We start from the raw sequence: 15,197 nt of genomic DNA on the forward strand, positions 1-15,197 counted from the left end.
CTCGCCGACGAGCGCGCTGCGGCCCTCGCGCCGGTGGCCACCCGCGGTCGCGCCCGGCGCAGCACCTCCGTCGCCCGCCCGGCCGCAGCATCCGCCGCCGCCTCGTCGGCACCCAAGCCCCGCGCCGCCGGATGGCGCCGCAGCTGGGCCAAGGCCGGCGTGAGCGCCGTGGCCATGGCCTTCGTGCTCGGCATCACGGCCGTCACGGGCCTGCCGAGCACCGTCTCGGCGAGCCCGGTCGACGCGAACGTCGTGAACCTCAGCCTCAACGCCAACACGCCCACGCAGCAGCTGATCACCGCCGGCGCCGCCTCCGAGCAGGTCAATCGCGACGGGTACGGCGTCTCCGACGTCGGCGAGCTGCAGGCCGCCGGCTATTCCACCGCGCAGCTCCTGGTGGGCCGCTCGCTCGCTCAGGAGCTCGTCGACGCGATGGATGCCGGAAAGCTGGTGGGCTCGCAGCCCGACCACATGAAGGAGATCCGCTGGATCGCCCAGGGCGTCACGGTTCCCGACTGCGGTGTCGACTACCGCATCCTCGAGATCATCGCGATCGCCGTGCGCAACTTCGACCAGGTGGGCGTCAGCGACATCAACCGCAAGTGCACCGGCCAGATCGAGGGCGCGGGCACCAGCTCGTCGCACTACATCGACGGCGGCGGCCACGCGGTCGACTTCTACCTGCTCGACAACAAGAGCCTGAACGGTGCCGACGCCGGCACGCTCAAGATGATCAGCCTGCTCGACCCGGTCATGCCGGTCGGCTCGCGCGTGGGCCAGGCCAGCTGCCGCGCCTCGGCGGGTGTCACGGTGAACCTCACCAACTGGACCGAGTTCGACGACAGCTGCACGCACATGCACGTCGACGTGCCCGTGACGGATGCTCCGCTGCTCCTGAACGACGACGCGATCCTCTCGCCCACGAAGTAGCCCCTCCGCTCTCGCGTCACGCGCGAAGCGCCCCTCACTTGACACAAGATGTGGCAAGTCGCCGCGAATACCGTCGACTTCTGCCAAGTGGCGAGCCTCACCGGGCGACTCCCGCCAGGGGACGGACCTGACGGGCGACTTCTGCCAAGTGGCGACCGCGACGGGGTGACTTCTGCCACGCGGCGGCCGAGTTGATGGCCGCGCGGCCTAGGGAGGCTAGCGGGCGATGCCGCGGGCGACGCCCGTGGCGGCGAGGGCGCGCGCGAGGGCCAGGGCGATCAGCGTGAAGATCACCGGGGAGAGCACCGAGCCGGCCAGCAGGATGACGGTGCCCACAGCATCCAGGTCGTTCGCGCCGACCAGGCGGTACATGCCGAACGCGAGGATGACGCCCGAAAGCACCGCGCCCGCGACGAACAGCCAGAGCGGCCAGCGGCGGTAGCGGAAGAGGGCGAACGGAAGCTCCTGCACCAGCCCGATCCCCACGGCGATCAGGGCCGCCCCGAAGCCGAGCGGCTGGAACGCCGCCGAGACGAGCCCGGCGAGCACCGCCACCAGCAGCGCCACCCCGGGCCGGCGGAACAGGAACTGCGCGATCGCCCCCGGCACGAAGTACACCCCGAGCGTGAGCCCGTAGAGCACCGGGATGACGGCGTTGATCGTGCCGCCCAGGTACGAGTTGACGATGAACAGGATGCCGCCGGCGACCCCGATCGCGGCGCAGCTGAGCAGCAGGCGCGTGCTGGTGTTCTTCATGCGTTCCTCCCTGCCCAGCTTAGAAGAGCGAAGGGAGGGGCAGCGCGAGCGGCGGCAGGGCGGATGCTGTGGCCGGAACTCAGAACGCGATCAGCAGGATGACCACGGCCCCGATGATCGCCACCGCGATGAACACGAGTGCGGCGCGGGTGAACGGCGTCCACGCGGGTGCACCGCTGCCCCGCACGCGATAGCGGCGGAGGCCGAACAGCGCGAGCACCCCCGCGATGGCGACGAGCACGCCCACGACGGTGCCGAACACGAACCCGTTCTTCAGGAAGACGAACGCGAACACCAGCGCGATGATCGACACCGAGAGTGCTGTGCGCTGCCACGCGGCGACGGTGCGCCGGGGCCGGCGCCCGGCGGCGCCCGTGCTCTCCGAACGCGCAGGGGTCATCCCCGAACCCTACTGGTTCGTGCACGGCACGGAGGCGGCTCCACCGCCGACGCCCCCTCCGCGACGGGCGCAGTGCGCGGCGTGCCCTCGTCAGGCGGCGGGCGCGGCCGCGCAGTTGGCGAGCGGGGCGCCCTGGGGGTCGCCGAAGCTGTACGGCCAGGCCACCTCGGTGATGAAGCCGGTGGTGCCGATCGCCACGTCGGCGCCGAGCTCGCCGTGCAGGCCGCTCACGTCGGGCGCCTCCTGCACGGTGACGAGCAGCATGGTGTCGGTGCCCGCGGTGAACGGAACGGTGTTGTAGATGTACGCGGCGCCGCCGTCGAAGTCGTCGGATCCGCTGGCGATCGCCCAGCCCGAGGAGACCGCCACGACCTGCAGGCCCTCCGGCAGGCAGGGCGCCACGAGCGCGCCGATGTAGTCGCCCTCCTCGCTCGCCGGCACGGCCGGCAGGTCGTCCATGAACAGCGGGAAGGTCAGGATGCTCGGGTCGGCCGACGCGATCGGGTCACCGGGGGTGAACGTGGGATCCCCACCGCTGGCCGAGGCCCCGGGCGCGGCGACCGCCAGCGTGACCACGGGCAGTGACCAGGCACCTGCGGCCAATACTGCTCGGCGCGTGGGGCGGGCGATCGCGCGCTGCGGCTTCGGAGGCGGGTTCTCGGGCATGGCCTCAGTGTAGGTTCCGCGCGGGTGGGCGGCAGGGCCTCGCCCCGGAGTGGGGGTACGCGAGCCCGGGGAAGCCGTGATGCCGGATGCTACGGTCAGCCATGCTCGAATCTCCACCCGATGCACGGCCGTCGTCGCTCGCGTTTCCGGTCCCGCGCCGTGCCGTGATCGCCGGGGCGGTCTGGAGTGCCCCCGTCGTGGCACTCGCCCTGGCTGCGCCCGCGGCCGCGGCATCCGGAGCCGCCATCGCCTTCGCGCCCTCGGTGGCGTTCGCCGCCTCCCGCAGCCAGACGCTCACGCTGTCGGGGACGGCGCCGGATGCTGCGCCCGGCACCCTGATCGGCATCGGCTATCCGGCCGGGTTCGGCGGACCGGCGACCGCAGCGGCCGGGGTCGACGGGTCGTTCACCGTCACCGTCCGGTGCCCGGTCGGCGGGAACCGGGGCGTCATCGTGGCTGCGGCACCGGGCCTGCGTTCCGGGTCGGCGACGGTCACCGTCTTCCCTCCCGCCGGTGGCGCCGACGAGGGCACGCTGAACTGGAGCCCGGACGCCGGCGCCGCGACGTTCCAGAACGGCCGGTGGGAGTTCCCGGCCCAGACCGGCTCGGTCTCGGTCAGCAACGGCCGCGCCCTGCCGACGGGCATCGCGCTCGCGTATCCCGCCGGGTACACGGGCCCGGATGCTGTGGCCGTCACCCCGGTGCCGCCCTCGGACGCGTCGGCGCCGGCCGTCACGGGCGTGTTCTCCGTGGAGGGGATCAGCGCCGCGCAGCAGGCGGCGACCTCGGGCGAGATCGTCGCGACCCCCGTGGGACAGACCATCGTCACCTACGTGCCGGCATCCGCTCCCCTGCGCGTGGAGCTGGTCGGCTCGGAGATCATCTGCGCCTGCGACTGACGCCGGAGCGCCGGATCAGCCGAAGGCCTCCACGATGGGGCGGAACTTCATCTTCGTCTCGAGGTACTCGCGTTCGGGCTCGGAGTCGGCGACGATGCCGCAACCGGCATAGGCCGTGATGTCGCCGTCGGGCGCGACCTGCGCCGAGCGCAGCGCCACCGCCCACTCGCCGTCGCCGTCGGCTCCGACCCAGCCCACCGGGCCGGCGTAGCGGCCGCGATCGAAGGGCTCGAGCTCGCGGATCAGCGCCAGGGCCGACGCGGTCGGGGCTCCGGCCACGGCGGCCGTCGGGTGCAGCGCCGCGATCAGGTCGAGCGAGGTCGACCCGTCGGAAAGCGTGCCCAGCACGTCGCTGGCCAGGTGCCACAGGTTCGGCAGCTTGAGCGTGAAGGGCTGCTCGCTCGAGCTCAGCGTGCGGCTGTGCGGGGCCAGCGCCGAGAGCACGCTCGCCACCGCGTAGCCGTGCTCGTCGAGGTCTTTGGAGGAGGTCGCCAGGGCGACGGCCTTGTCGTGGTCGGCGGCCGCATCCGTTCCCCGCGAGGTCGTTCCCGCGAGCACCCGGGCCGTGACCGTGCCGCGCGAGACGCTGACCAGCGTCTCGGGGCTGCTGCCGAGGAAGCCGTCGACCGAGTACGTCCAGCAATCGGGGTAGCCGAGGGCGAGGTCGGTGAGGGTGCGCCGGAGGTCGGCGCCCTCCGGCAGATGGCCGGTGAGGTCGCGCGCCAGCACCACCTTGCTCAGCTGCTGGTCGGCGATGCGGTCGATCGCCGCCTGCACGGCGGAGCGGAAGTCGTCGGGCCCCATGCTGCCCGGCAGCAGGGAGAGCCGGTACTCGGGGCCGAGCGGGCGGGCCGTCGGATCGGGCACCAGGGCCGGATCCTCCCCCTCGACCGTCACGCGGGTGATCCAGTACTCGCCGTCGCGCTTGCCGAGCAGCAGTCGCGGCACGATCAGCACACTCGTGGCGGCCGAGTCGTCGGCGAAGGCGAAGCTGCCGAAGGCCACCAGGCCGGTGCCCGAGACGGCGACCGGATCGGTGACGGTGGCGGAGGCGACGACCTCTTTCCAGGCGGCGCAGGCATCCTGCATCCGGCGCGCGCCGGAGAACTCCAGACGGAGCGCCTCGCCGACCCCGGCGATGCCCTGGCCCTTGCGCATCCAGATCAGCGGATGCCGCGGATCGATCAGCGGCAGCAGCAGCTTCAGTTCCCCGAGGCGGCTGGTCTGGACTCTCAGGCGCGGGATCTCGGCGGCAGAATCACTCACTTCATCAGCTTACGCCTGGGAATCCGGCCCCTCGGCGCGCTCGCAGCGGGACTGAACGTAAACTGTGAGGGTGACTAAGGCAGACCTCACCAAACGACCCGAGCAGGTCTCCGCGATGTTCGATCAGGTCGCCGCCGGTTACGACCGCACCAACAACGTGCTCTCGGTCGGCAACGCGGTGCTCTGGCGGGTGGCGACCACCCGCGCCGTCGACCCCCGACCGGGTGAGAAGGTGCTCGACCTGGCGGCCGGCACCGGCACCTCCAGCGCCTCGCTGGCCAAGAGCGGAGCGCATGTCGTGGCCGCCGACTTCTCGCCGGGCATGATCGAGGTGGGGCGCCGCCAGCAGGCGGGCGTGCCCAACATCGAGTTCGTGGTGGCCGACGGGATGGCGCTGCCGTTCGCCGACGAGGAGTTCGACGCCGTCACCATCTCGTTCGGGCTGCGCAACATCAGTGATCCGAAGGTGGCCCTGGCCGAGCTGTTCCGGGTCACCCGCCCCGGCGGGCGGATCGTCATCTGCGAGTTCTCGCGACCGGTGAAGCCGCTGCGCGGCGCCTACTTCTGGTACCTCAAGAACGTCATGCCGGCCCTCGCCAAGGCCGTCTCCTCCAACGACGCGGCCTACGACTACCTCTTCGAGTCGATCGCCTCCTGGCCCGACCAGAAGACCCTGGCCTCGTGGCTGCGCGAGACCGGCTTCGTGTCGGTGCGCCACCGCGACCTCAGCGCCGGCATCGTCGCGCTGCACAAGGGCGTCAAGCCGCACGCGCCCGCCGCGCGCGGCACCGCCGAAGAAAAGTAGGCTGTCACCGTGACACCCAGTCTCCGCCGAGCCGGCGGCCTCTCCCTAGCCGATCGCCTGTTCTCCACCGGAGAAGACAGGCGCACCGCCCGCCTCATCGAAGAGAGCATCGAGGCGCTCGAGCGGCGCCTGGCCGAAGAGACCAAGTTCTCCGGCGGGCTGGTGGATGTCGTCTCCCGCTACCTGCTCGAGGCCGGTGGCAAACGCGTGCGCCCGGTGCTCGCCTTCCTCACCGCCCAGCTCGGCAGCGGCATCACCGACGAGGTCGTCACGGCGGCCACGTCGATCGAGCTCACCCACCTGGCCTCGCTCTACCACGACGACGTGATGGACGACGCCGACCAGCGCCGCGGCGTGCCGAGCGCCCAGTACGTGTGGGGCAACTCGGTGGCCATCCTCGCCGGCGACCTGCTGTTCGCGCGCGCCAGCGCCCTGCTCGCCATCCTCGGAGAGCGGGCCATCCGTCTGCAGGCCGATACCTTCGAGCGGCTGTGCCTCGGCCAGCTGAACGAGATGATCGGTCCGCAGGACGGGGAGGACGAGGTCGAGCACTACCTGCGCGTGCTCGCCGACAAGACCGGCTCGCTGATCTCGGCCTCGGCCCAGCTCGGCATCATCTTCTCGGGCGCCGACCCCTCGTACGAGCAGCCGGTGCGCGAGTTCGGCGAGAAGGTGGGCATCGCCTTCCAGCTCGTCGACGACGTGATCGACATCGCCCCGAGCGACGAGAACTCGGGCAAGACGCCGGGTACCGACATCCGCGCCGGCGTCGCCACGCTGCCCGTGCTGTACCTGCGTCAGGAGGCCGCCGCCGGTGATGCCGCCGCAGCCGCTCTGCTCGGGCGACTCGCGGCCGAAGCGCTCTCGGGGGCGACTGCCGCCGACTCCGACGACGCCATCCGGATGCTGCGCGAGCACGCCGTGACCGGGCGCACCGTCGAGGAGGCCCGCCGCTACGCCCATGAGGCGATCGCCGCCCTCGACCCGCTGCCCTCCGGCACCGTGAAGAAGACTCTCATCCGTTTCGCCGAGACCGTGGTGGAACGAACCAACTGAACAAAGGAACCTCACCCGTGACCAAGCTCCGTTTGGCCATCGTCGGAGCCGGCCCCGCCGGCATCTACGCCGCAGACCTGCTCGTGAAGGCCGAGCGTCACTTCGACGTCTCGATCGACCTGTTCGAGCAGCTGCCCGCACCCTACGGCCTCGTGCGCTACGGCGTCGCGCCCGACCACCCTCGCATCAAGGGCATCATCACCGCCCTGCGCGAAGTGCTCGACTCGGGCGTCATCCGCTTCTTCGGCAACGTGCGCTACGGCGTCGACATCACCCTCGACGACCTCAAGAAGCACTACAACGCCGTCATCTTCTCCACCGGAGCCATCCGCGACGCCTCGCTGAACATCCCGGGAATCGACCTCGAGGGCTCCTACGGCGCGGCCGACTTCGTGAGCTGGTTCGACGGGCATCCGGATGTGCCGCGCACCTGGCCGCTCGAGGCCCGGTCGGTCGCCGTGATCGGCAACGGGAACGTGGCGCTCGACGTCTCGCGCATCCTCGCCAAGCACGCCGACGACCTGCTGCCGACCGAGATCCCCGACAACGTCTACGAGGGTCTCAAGGCCTCGCCGGTCACCGACGTGCACGTGTTCGGCCGTCGTGGCCCCGCACAGGTGAAGTTCACGCCTCTCGAGCTTCGCGAACTCGGCGAGATGAACGACGTCGACATGATCGTGGCCGACGAGGACTTCGAGCTCGACGAGGCCTCGAAGGCCGCGATCGCGTCGAACAAGCAGGTGTTCGTGATCAACAAGGTGCTGAACCAGTGGCGCGAGCGCCCGGTGGGGCAGGCCTCGCGCCGGCTGCACCTACACTTCTACGCGAAGCCGCTGGAGATCGTGGGCGACGAGGCCGGTCACGTGTCCGCCATCCGCTACGAGCGCACCGAGCCGGATGGCGCGGGCAGCGTGCGCGGCACGGGCGAGATCCGCGAGATCCCGATCCAGGCGATCTACCGCGCGGTGGGCTACTTCGGGTCGCCGCTGGACGGCATCCCGTTCGACGAGCACCACGGCGTCATCCCCAACCATGAGGGCCAGGTGCTGGACGACTCGAACGAGACCATTCCCGGCGTCTACGCCACGGGCTGGATCAAGCGCGGGCCGGTTGGACTGATCGGGCACACCAAGTCGGATGCCATGGAGACGCTCGAGCACCTCAAGCGCGACCAGGCCAACTGGTGGGCACCGGCCGAGCCCGAGGAGGAGGCCATCCCGGCGCTGCTGGAGTCGCGCGGCGTCGCGTACACCGATCTCGAGGGCTGGCACAAGCTCGACCAGCACGAGCTCGGCCTCGGCGAGGCCGCCGGCCGCCTGCGCGTGAAGGTCGTGCCGCGCGACGAGATGATCGAGATCTCGCGGGCCTGAGGGCCGGCCGCTCGCATGCCTGAGGTGACTCCCGGCCGCTACCGGCACTACAAGGGCAACGACTACGTGGTGGTGGGCATCGCGCGGCACTCGGAGACCGAGGAGGAGCTCGTGGTGTACCACCCCGCCGCGGGCGACCCCTCCGCGCTCTGGGTGCGCCCCCTCGCGATGTTCGCCGAGACCGTCGAGGTCGACGGTGCCCTCGTGCCGCGCTTCGCGCGTCTCTCTTGACCCCTTCAGCGACGCGGTGCGGGGGTGCGGGAGACGCGCGAGCGCACCGCGAGGGCCGCACAGGCGATGACCGCCAGGGCGCCCACGACCGTGAGTACGGTCAAGGGCTCGCCGAGCAGGAGGGCCGCCCAGAGGATGGTGAGCACCGGCTGCACCAGCTGGATCTGGCTGACCGAGGCGATCGGGCCGATACCGAGGCCGCGGTACCAGGCGAAGAAGCCCAGGAACATGCTGAACAGGCAGACGTAGCCGAAGGAGAGCCAGCCCTCGACGGGGGCGACCGGCGGATGCTGCGCCAGCGAGATCCCGGTGAGCACGAGCATCACGGGGGAGGCCGCCACCAGGGCCCAGCAGATGACCTGCCAGGAGCCGATCTCGCGTGCCAGCAGGCCGCCCTCGGCGTAGCCGACGGCCGCGGCGATCACGGCTCCGACCAGCAGCAGGTCGGAGAGGTGCAGTCCGCCGAAGCCGCCCGAGGAGAGCACGGTGAAGCCGACCACGGCGGCGGCTCCGGCCAGCGACGCCAGCCAGAACAGCCGGCTCGGGCGCTCGCGGCCGCGCAGCACCGCGACGGCGGCCGTGGCGGCGGGCAGCAGCCCGATCACCACGGCGCCGTGCGCGGCGGGGGCGGTCTGCAGCGCGAACGAGGTGAGGAACGGGAAGCCCACCACCACACCCGCAGCCACCACGAGGATGCGCGGCCAGAGCCGCCGGGCCGGCAGGCCCGTGCGCGTCACCGCGAGCACGATCGCGGCGAGGGCCGCGGCCACCACGGCGCGGCCGGCTCCCACGAAGAGCGGATCGAGCGTGGCCACCGCGATGCGGGTGAACGGCAGCGTGAACGAGAAGGCGAGCACACCGAGGAAGCCCCAGAGCAGACCTGCGCGGCTGAGACCGGAGCGCGCTGCAGTCGCCGCGGGCGAGGTGGCGGGCGCCTCGGAGTTCGACACCGCAGAAGCGGGTGCCGAGGGTGTTCCGGGCGACCCGGCCGCAGCATCCGTCGATAGCGGAGCGGAGCCCGGATCAGTAGCGCTACTGTTGTGCTTCATGGTCAACAGTAGCAGTGCTGAGCGGATCGCGGCGGAGCTGCGGGCAGAGGTCCGTGCGATGAGGGCGGGAGCGCGCCTCCCCGGCACGCGGGCACTGGCCGAGCGGTTCGGCGCCGGTCCGGTGACGGTGCAGCAGGCGGTGCGGATGCTCGTGCGTGACGGACTCGTCGAGTCGCGACCCGGGGCGGGCAACTTCGTGCGGCATCCGGTGCCCGCTCCGCGCTCCGACTTCGACTGGCAGACCGCCGCGCTCGGCTCCGTGCGCAGCGAGGGCGGCTACGTGGGCTCCACCATGCAGACCGCGGGCGAGGAGGTGATCGCCCTGCACGCGGGCTACCCGACCGACGAACTGCTGCCGGTGCGGGCGGTGCAGGCCGCACTGGCGCGGGCCGCGCGCTCACGGTCGGCCATCGACCGGCCGCCCGCCTCGGGTCTGCCGGAGCTGCGGCAGTGGTTCGCGCAGGAGGCGGCCGAGACGGCGAGGGGAGACGGCGCGCCGCCCGCTGCTGCCGACGTGATCGTGATGCCCGGCGGCCAGAGCGCACTCTCGTCGATCTTCCGGGCGCTGGCGCGGCCGGGAGACGCGATCGTGATGGAGTCGCCCGGCTACTGGGGCGCCATCGCGGCGGCCCGGCAGGCGGGACTCGAGATCGTGCCGGTGCCGCGCGCCGGGGAGGCCGTCGACCCGATCGTGCTCGCCGAGGCCTTCGAGCGCAGCCGGGCGCGCCTGTTCTACGCCATGCCGCACTTCGCGAACCCCACCGGGGCCACCTGGTCGCCCGCCGAGGCCCGCGCGATCCTCGACGTCGTGCGCGCCAACGGGGCGTTCCTGGTGGAGGACGACTGGGCTCACGACTTCGCGCTCGACGGCGCGGTGCATCCGCTGGTCGCCCAGGATGCCGACGGGCACGTCGTCTCGGTGCGCTCGCTCACCAAGAGCGTGTCGCCGGCGATCCGTATCGCCGGAGTCGTGGCCCGAGGCCCGGCCCTCTCGCGCATCCGCACCGACCGGGTGGTGGACGGCCTCTACGTCAGCGGTGTGCTGCAGACCGCGGCGCTGGAGGTGGTGACCGCCCCCGGCTGGGAACCGCACCTGCGCCGGATGCGCGAGCAGCTGCGGGTGCGGCGGGACTCCCTCGCCGGTCTCGTCACCGAGCTGATGCCGGCCGGCACGCTCACCTCGGTCCCCCCGGGAGGGCTGAACCTCTGGTTGCGGCTGCCGGCCGGGATCGACGTCGAACAGTACGTGCGGTCGTGCGCGGCCGACGGGGTGCTCATCTCCCCGGGCACCGAGTGGTTCCCGGCCGAGCCGACGGCGGGATTCGTGCGCCTGAACTACTCGGGCCCTGCGCCCGGGCGGTTCGCCGAGGCGGTGGCCGTGCTGGCGCGGCGACTCGGCCGGGCAGACGGGTGAATCGGCGGGTGAATACCGGGGGTGGCCCCGCACGGCCGTGCATCGCGCTTTTAGGCTCGAGGCGTTCGCGGGCCTGCGGTGCCTACCCATCATCGCCGGCCCGCGATACCGATCTCCGGTGCGCGGTCAGCCTGCTCGAGGCGCGGCGAAGGGGCCGCTCAGGGCGGCCCACTGCAGCAGCATGATGGTCTTCGCGTCGATGATGTCGGTGCCGATCCGTTGGAGCGCTTCGTCGATGCCGAGCTCGACCAGCTCGATGTCCTCGCCCTCCTCGGCGAGCCCGCCGCCGGCATCCGTTCGATCGCGCTCGCTGTAGGGAGCGGCGAAGAAGTAGAGCTTCTCGGTGATCGAACCGGGGCTCATGTAGGCCTCGAACACGCGCTGCACCTCGCCGATGCGGTGGCCGGTCTCTTCGTGCGCCTCGCGCCGGATGGCGGCCTCGGGGGCGTCGTCGTCGAGCAGCCCCGCGGGCGCCTCGAGCAGCTCGCCGTCGGGATGGCCGTTCACGTAGGCCGGGTACCGGAACTGCCGGATGAGCAGCACCGTGCGGCGGGCCGGGTCGTACAGCAGGATGGTGGCGCCGTTGCCGCGGTCGTAGGTCTCGCGGTCTTCGATCGAGACGTGGCCGTCGCGGTGACGGAACCGGATGCGCGTGGTGCGGGTGACGTACCAGTTCGAGGTGAGCAGGCGCACGTCGAGCACCTCGACCCGGGGGTTGCCCGTGAGGTCGAGGCCGGTGAGGTGCAGGCCCGTGCGCCCGCGGCGGTCGGGCACGTCGATGCCGGGTGTGCCGGGCTCGGGTGCGTCGGCGCCCGGCCGGTTCATCCTGTCGTCGCTCAGGGGGAGCTCGCCGCTCAGCGGAAGTTGATGAACTGCAGGGCCACGTCGAGGTCGGCGCCCTTCAGCAGCGCCATCGTCGCCTGCAGGTCGTCGCGGCTCTTGGAGCTCACCCGCAGCTCGTCGCCCTGGATCTGCGACTTGACGCTCTTGGGGGCCTCGTCGCGGATGAGCTTGTTGATCTTCTTGGCGTCGTCTTGGGCGATGCCCTCCTTCATGGAGGCCTCGAGGCGGTACTCCTTGCCGCTCGCGTAGGGCTCGCCGGCGTCGAGCGAGCGCAGCGAGATTCCGCGCTTGATGAGCTTCGACTCGAAGACCTCGAGGATCGCCTTCACGCGCTCCTCGGAGTTCGCCTTCATCATCACCTTCTCGCCGCTCCACTCGATCGAGGCGCCGATGTTCTTGAAGTCGTAGCGCTGCGCGACCTCTTTCTGCGCCTGGTTGAGGGCGTTGTCCGCCTCCATCTTGTCGACCTTGCTGACCACGTCAAACGATGAATCTGCCATGCCACCCATTTTACGGGTGCTAGTCATTGTGACGAAGCCTCAACATGGCTAAGTTAGATGGCTAGTAGATCGGGGAGATCATCATGGAGATACACAACGTGCTGGATGCCAGAAACAACCTGTCGAGGCTCGTCGCTCGCGCCGAAGCCGGGGAGGAGATCGTGATCGCACGGCGGGGCACGCCCGTGGCGAAGATCGTGCGCTATGAGGAGCCCGAGTCCCCGTACTGGACCGGGAAGCAGATCGTGGAGTGGTTGGAGGCCAACCCGATCCCGCCGCACCTGCAGAAGACACCGGAGGAGATCGACGCCTGGATCGCCGAACTCCGTGGCGACGACGAATGATCTACGCGGATTCGAACGTCATCATCCATCTCACCGAAGATCGAGGTCCCATCGGCGACGGCATCCGTCGCCGATTCGAGCAGGTCGGTCACGACATCGTCATCAGCCCGCTGGTGATGATGGAGTGCAAGGTGAAGCCGCTGCGCGAAGACGATCACCTGCAAGTCAAGAGATTCGATCAGCTGTTCGCGACGCTACCCGTTTTGGACATCCCTCGAGCCGTCTATGAGGATGCGGCGGTGATTCGAGCGCGACATGGACTGCAGACGATGGATGCCATTCATCTCGCCACTGCGCAATTCCATCTTTGCGTCGCGTTCTGGACTCGGGATCTGCGTTTGAAGGTGGCGGCAGGGGGAATGGCGATCGAGACCTTCTGAGTGTTCAGGGGAACGTCGGTGGCATCTGCTTGAGTGGAGGGATGCGACTAAAGGGGCGGGCGACGGCGGGCGCCGCAATCGGGAGTGTCGCTGCGGCGGCACTCCTTCTCAGTGGGCTCAGTGGCTGCTCGGGGGGCGCGGTCGGGGGCGACGGGGGAGCGGATGCCACGTTCGCGGTGTTCGGGCAGGCCGAGGCATCCGGGGCCGGCACCTACAAGGGCGGCACGCCGACCGCCGAGCTGGTCGACGGCGGGTGGCTGGATCGGGTGGCCGAGGCCACCGGGATCCCTCGGCGGGCTCTGCAGGGGTACGCGGGGGCCGCGATCACGAGCAATGAGGTGCGGCCCGACTGTCACCTGGGGTGGAACACGCTGGCCGGCATCGGCTGGGTGGAGTCGCACCACGGCACGATCTTCGGCGGCAGCATCCTCGACACCGGCGTGACCAGCGCGCCCATCATCGGCGTGCCCCTCGATGGCGACGGGTTCCAGGAGATCGCCGACACGGATGCCGGAGCCGTCGACGGCGACACCGAGTGGGACAGGGCCGTCGGCCCGATGCAGTTCGTGCCCGCCACCTGGGCGGCCTGGGCCACCGAGGCGAACGGCGACGGGGTGCCCGACATCCACGACATCGACGATGCTTCTCTCTCGGCGGCCGAGTATCTGTGCTACTCCGGCGGCGACCTCGGCACCGAAGAGGGCTGGCGCGCTGCGATCACCGGGTACAACGAGTCGCCCGCCTACCTCGATGAAGTGCTGGAGTACGCGGATCGCTACGCCGCCGAGGCCGCCGCCGACGGGGCATCCGAAGGCTGACACGAACCCGATTTCGCGCTTCGATGAGTCGTGGGTATTCTTGATCCGCGCCTTCGGTTGTGTGATGAACGTGGTCGGGTGCGCCCTGGCGAGTTACCCAAGTGGCCAAAGGGATCTGACTGTAAATCAGACTGCTTCGCATTCGGGGGTTCGAATCCCTCACTCGCCACACGACATATTTCTGCCACCCAGCCGTGGCGACGGCGCAACTTCCCGCTAGTTCTCACGACGGAGATGTGCATGTCTGAAACGCAGTTCGACAACCTGGCCGGCGAGCTTCTCGAGATCGCGAAGGCGATCGGCGTCGAGGCGGGTGCGCTGATCGCTCGGCGCCGCTCCGAGGGCGTGGAGGTGGCACAGACCAAGTCGTCGGCCGTCGACGTGGTGACCTTCGCCGACCGCGAGTCGGAGGACTTCATCCGCGCCCGGCTCGCCGAGCTGCGGCCCGACGACGGATTCCTCGGCGAGGAGTCGGCCGGCAGCACCGGCACCTCGGGCATCGCCTGGGTCGTCGACCCGATCGACGGCACGGTCAACTATCTCTACGACATCCCCGCCTACGCGGTGAGCATCGCGGCCGTGCAGGTTCCGGATGCCGCGCTCGCGCCCGACCCCGCCACCTGGACGGCGCTGGCCGGCGTCGTGGTCAACCCCGTGCTCGGCGAGGTCTTCTCCGCCAGCGCCGGTGGCGGAGCCTGGCTGAACAGCCGCAACGGCACCCGTCGGCTCGCCGTCAACACCGGGGTCGAGGTCGGCAAGGCCCTCGTCGGCACCGGTTTCGCCTACGACGCCGAGCTGCGCGTGAGGCAGGCCGACTTCATCCGCGGGCTGGTCGCCGAGGTGCGCGACATCCGCCGTGCCGGATCGGCCGCCCTCGACCTGTGCTCGGTCGCCGCCGGCCGGCTCGACGCCTACGCCGAGCGCGGACTGAACCCCTGGGACCACGCCGCGGGCTCGCTCATCGCTCGTGAGGCCGGGGCGTTCGTGGGCGGTTTCGAGGGTGCCGCCGAGGGCTCGGTGCTCACCTTCGCGGCCGATCCGGTGCTCGCCGAGGTGCTCGCACCGCTGGTGTTCGAACTGCACCGGAGCGCGGGGCTCCCGCTCTGATCCTGCGCGACACTCGCACCGAGCGCGGGATTGTTGTGCCGGGCCGGATCCGGGTGGAATATCGGCGATGGCCTGGGTACCCTTGACCAATCCGACCTCTCGCTCATCCCGAGACGACTACCCGACGTTCTAGCGGAGATACCCACACAATTGGCACGAACGACTTCACGCCCGGATGACGATTCATCCAAACGCGAGGCCGATGGTTCGATGACGCACCAGACCCCGACCGGTCCTGGCCCCTCCCTCCCGTCACGGCGCAGTCTGCGCGTGACGCCCGAGGCCGCGCCCGCCGCCGCTCCGGTCGGCCGGCGCGCCCGTCGTGCCGCGGAGACTCCGGCCGTGACGCCGTCCGGCGCGGAG

18 protein-coding genes and 1 tRNA gene are annotated in these 15,197 nt (G+C 70.7%); 12 read left to right on the forward strand and 7 right to left on the reverse strand.

The annotated features are described in order from the left end of the window. Window positions 1–930, forward strand: a 930-nt coding sequence (locus Q0D75_RS19780; protein ID WP_291057383.1) for a hypothetical protein, incomplete at its 5' end; no start/stop codon positions are given. 216 nt (window positions 931–1,146) lie between these two features. On the opposite strand, the gene Q0D75_RS19785 is transcribed toward Q0D75_RS19780, so the two are convergent. From Q0D75_RS19785 to Q0D75_RS19795, 3 genes are all read right to left on the reverse strand, one after another. After that, complete coding sequence (locus Q0D75_RS19785) at window positions 1,147–1,686, reverse strand: ECF transporter S component (RefSeq protein ID WP_291057385.1); 540 nt, start codon at window positions 1,684–1,686, stop codon at window positions 1,147–1,149. 79 nt (window positions 1,687–1,765) lie between these two features. Next, window positions 1,766–2,086, reverse strand: a complete 321-nt coding sequence (locus tag Q0D75_RS19790; protein WP_291057386.1) for a DUF202 domain-containing protein — start codon at window positions 2,084–2,086, stop codon at window positions 1,766–1,768. A gap of 90 nt (window positions 2,087–2,176) precedes the next feature. Then, a complete protein-coding gene (locus Q0D75_RS19795) occupies window positions 2,177–2,752 on the reverse strand; it encodes a hypothetical protein (protein WP_291057388.1) in 576 nt (191 codons plus the stop codon). A gap of 101 nt (window positions 2,753–2,853) precedes the next feature. Between Q0D75_RS19795 and Q0D75_RS19800 the strand changes: the two genes are divergently transcribed. After that, window positions 2,854–3,651, forward strand: coding sequence for a hypothetical protein (locus tag Q0D75_RS19800; protein WP_291057390.1), 798 nt, complete (start codon window positions 2,854–2,856; stop codon window positions 3,649–3,651). 15 nt (window positions 3,652–3,666) lie between these two features. Here the strand turns inward: Q0D75_RS19800 and Q0D75_RS19805 are convergent, their stop codons facing one another. Next, the gene (locus tag Q0D75_RS19805) at window positions 3,667–4,917 is read right to left on the reverse strand and encodes an isochorismate synthase (protein ID WP_291057392.1); all 1,251 of its coding nucleotides are present in this window, start codon (window positions 4,915–4,917) and stop codon (window positions 3,667–3,669) included. A gap of 64 nt (window positions 4,918–4,981) precedes the next feature. Between Q0D75_RS19805 and Q0D75_RS19810 the strand changes: the two genes are divergently transcribed. Genes Q0D75_RS19810 through Q0D75_RS19825 form a run of 4 tightly spaced genes read left to right on the forward strand, consistent with a single transcriptional unit; the run spans window position 4,982 to window position 8,379 of the window. Then, complete coding sequence (locus Q0D75_RS19810) at window positions 4,982–5,722, forward strand: class I SAM-dependent methyltransferase (protein WP_291057394.1); 741 nt, start codon at window positions 4,982–4,984, stop codon at window positions 5,720–5,722. Between the two features lie 9 nt (window positions 5,723–5,731). Continuing rightward, window positions 5,732–6,778 (forward strand): polyprenyl synthetase family protein, encoded by a 1,047-nt coding sequence (locus Q0D75_RS19815; RefSeq protein WP_291057396.1) that lies wholly within the window; start codon window positions 5,732–5,734, stop codon window positions 6,776–6,778. A gap of 17 nt (window positions 6,779–6,795) precedes the next feature. Further along, window positions 6,796–8,148, forward strand: a complete 1,353-nt coding sequence (locus tag Q0D75_RS19820; RefSeq protein WP_291057398.1) for an FAD-dependent oxidoreductase — start codon at window positions 6,796–6,798, stop codon at window positions 8,146–8,148. A 15-nt stretch (window positions 8,149–8,163) separates the two neighbouring features. Then, window positions 8,164–8,379, forward strand: coding sequence for a DUF1653 domain-containing protein (locus tag Q0D75_RS19825; protein WP_291057400.1), 216 nt, complete (start codon window positions 8,164–8,166; stop codon window positions 8,377–8,379). A gap of 5 nt (window positions 8,380–8,384) precedes the next feature. Here the strand turns inward: Q0D75_RS19825 and Q0D75_RS19830 are convergent, their stop codons facing one another. Then, on the reverse strand, window positions 8,385–9,428 hold the full coding sequence (locus Q0D75_RS19830; RefSeq protein ID WP_291057402.1) for a DMT family transporter: 1,044 nt from the start codon (window positions 9,426–9,428) through the stop codon (window positions 8,385–8,387). Between Q0D75_RS19830 and Q0D75_RS19835 the strand changes: the two genes are divergently transcribed. Then, a complete protein-coding gene (locus Q0D75_RS19835) occupies window positions 9,427–10,842 on the forward strand; it encodes a PLP-dependent aminotransferase family protein (protein ID WP_291057404.1) in 1,416 nt (471 codons plus the stop codon). The genes Q0D75_RS19830 and Q0D75_RS19835 overlap by 2 nt on opposite strands. A gap of 126 nt (window positions 10,843–10,968) precedes the next feature. Here Q0D75_RS19835 and Q0D75_RS19840 read toward each other — a convergent pair whose 3' ends face one another. Together Q0D75_RS19840 and Q0D75_RS19845 are read right to left on the reverse strand one after the other, a co-directional pair. Beyond that, on the reverse strand, window positions 10,969–11,667 hold the full coding sequence (locus Q0D75_RS19840) for an NUDIX domain-containing protein (RefSeq protein ID WP_291057406.1): 699 nt from the start codon (window positions 11,665–11,667) through the stop codon (window positions 10,969–10,971). Between the two features lie 29 nt (window positions 11,668–11,696). After that, window positions 11,697–12,185, reverse strand: coding sequence for a YajQ family cyclic di-GMP-binding protein (locus tag Q0D75_RS19845; protein WP_291045779.1), 489 nt, complete (start codon window positions 12,183–12,185; stop codon window positions 11,697–11,699). An 83-nt stretch (window positions 12,186–12,268) separates the two neighbouring features. Between Q0D75_RS19845 and Q0D75_RS19850 the strand changes: the two genes are divergently transcribed. From Q0D75_RS19850 to Q0D75_RS19870, 5 genes are all read left to right on the forward strand, one after another. Next, complete coding sequence (locus Q0D75_RS19850; protein ID WP_291057408.1) at window positions 12,269–12,529, forward strand: type II toxin-antitoxin system prevent-host-death family antitoxin; 261 nt, start codon at window positions 12,269–12,271, stop codon at window positions 12,527–12,529. Continuing rightward, window positions 12,526–12,909 carry a type II toxin-antitoxin system VapC family toxin gene (locus Q0D75_RS19855; RefSeq protein ID WP_291057410.1) on the forward strand — a complete coding sequence of 128 codons (384 nt, stop codon included), beginning with the start codon at window positions 12,526–12,528 and terminating at the stop codon, window positions 12,907–12,909. The genes Q0D75_RS19850 and Q0D75_RS19855 overlap by 4 nt, the downstream gene beginning before the upstream one ends. Before the next feature lie 41 nt (window positions 12,910–12,950). Beyond that, window positions 12,951–13,727 carry a lytic murein transglycosylase gene (locus Q0D75_RS19860; protein ID WP_291057412.1) on the forward strand — a complete coding sequence of 259 codons (777 nt, stop codon included), beginning with the start codon at window positions 12,951–12,953 and terminating at the stop codon, window positions 13,725–13,727. Window positions 13,728–13,814: 87 nt separating this feature from the next. Then, window positions 13,815–13,896, forward strand: a tRNA-Tyr gene (locus Q0D75_RS19865). Window positions 13,897–13,967: 71 nt separating this feature from the next. Beyond that, the gene (locus Q0D75_RS19870; RefSeq protein ID WP_291057415.1) at window positions 13,968–14,834 is read left to right on the forward strand and encodes an inositol monophosphatase family protein; all 867 of its coding nucleotides are present in this window, start codon (window positions 13,968–13,970) and stop codon (window positions 14,832–14,834) included. The last annotated feature ends 363 nt before the right edge of the window (window positions 14,835–15,197 follow it).

The organism is Herbiconiux sp. (assembly GCF_023264855.1).
Classification (GTDB): Bacteria; Actinomycetota; Actinomycetes; order Actinomycetales; family Microbacteriaceae; genus Herbiconiux.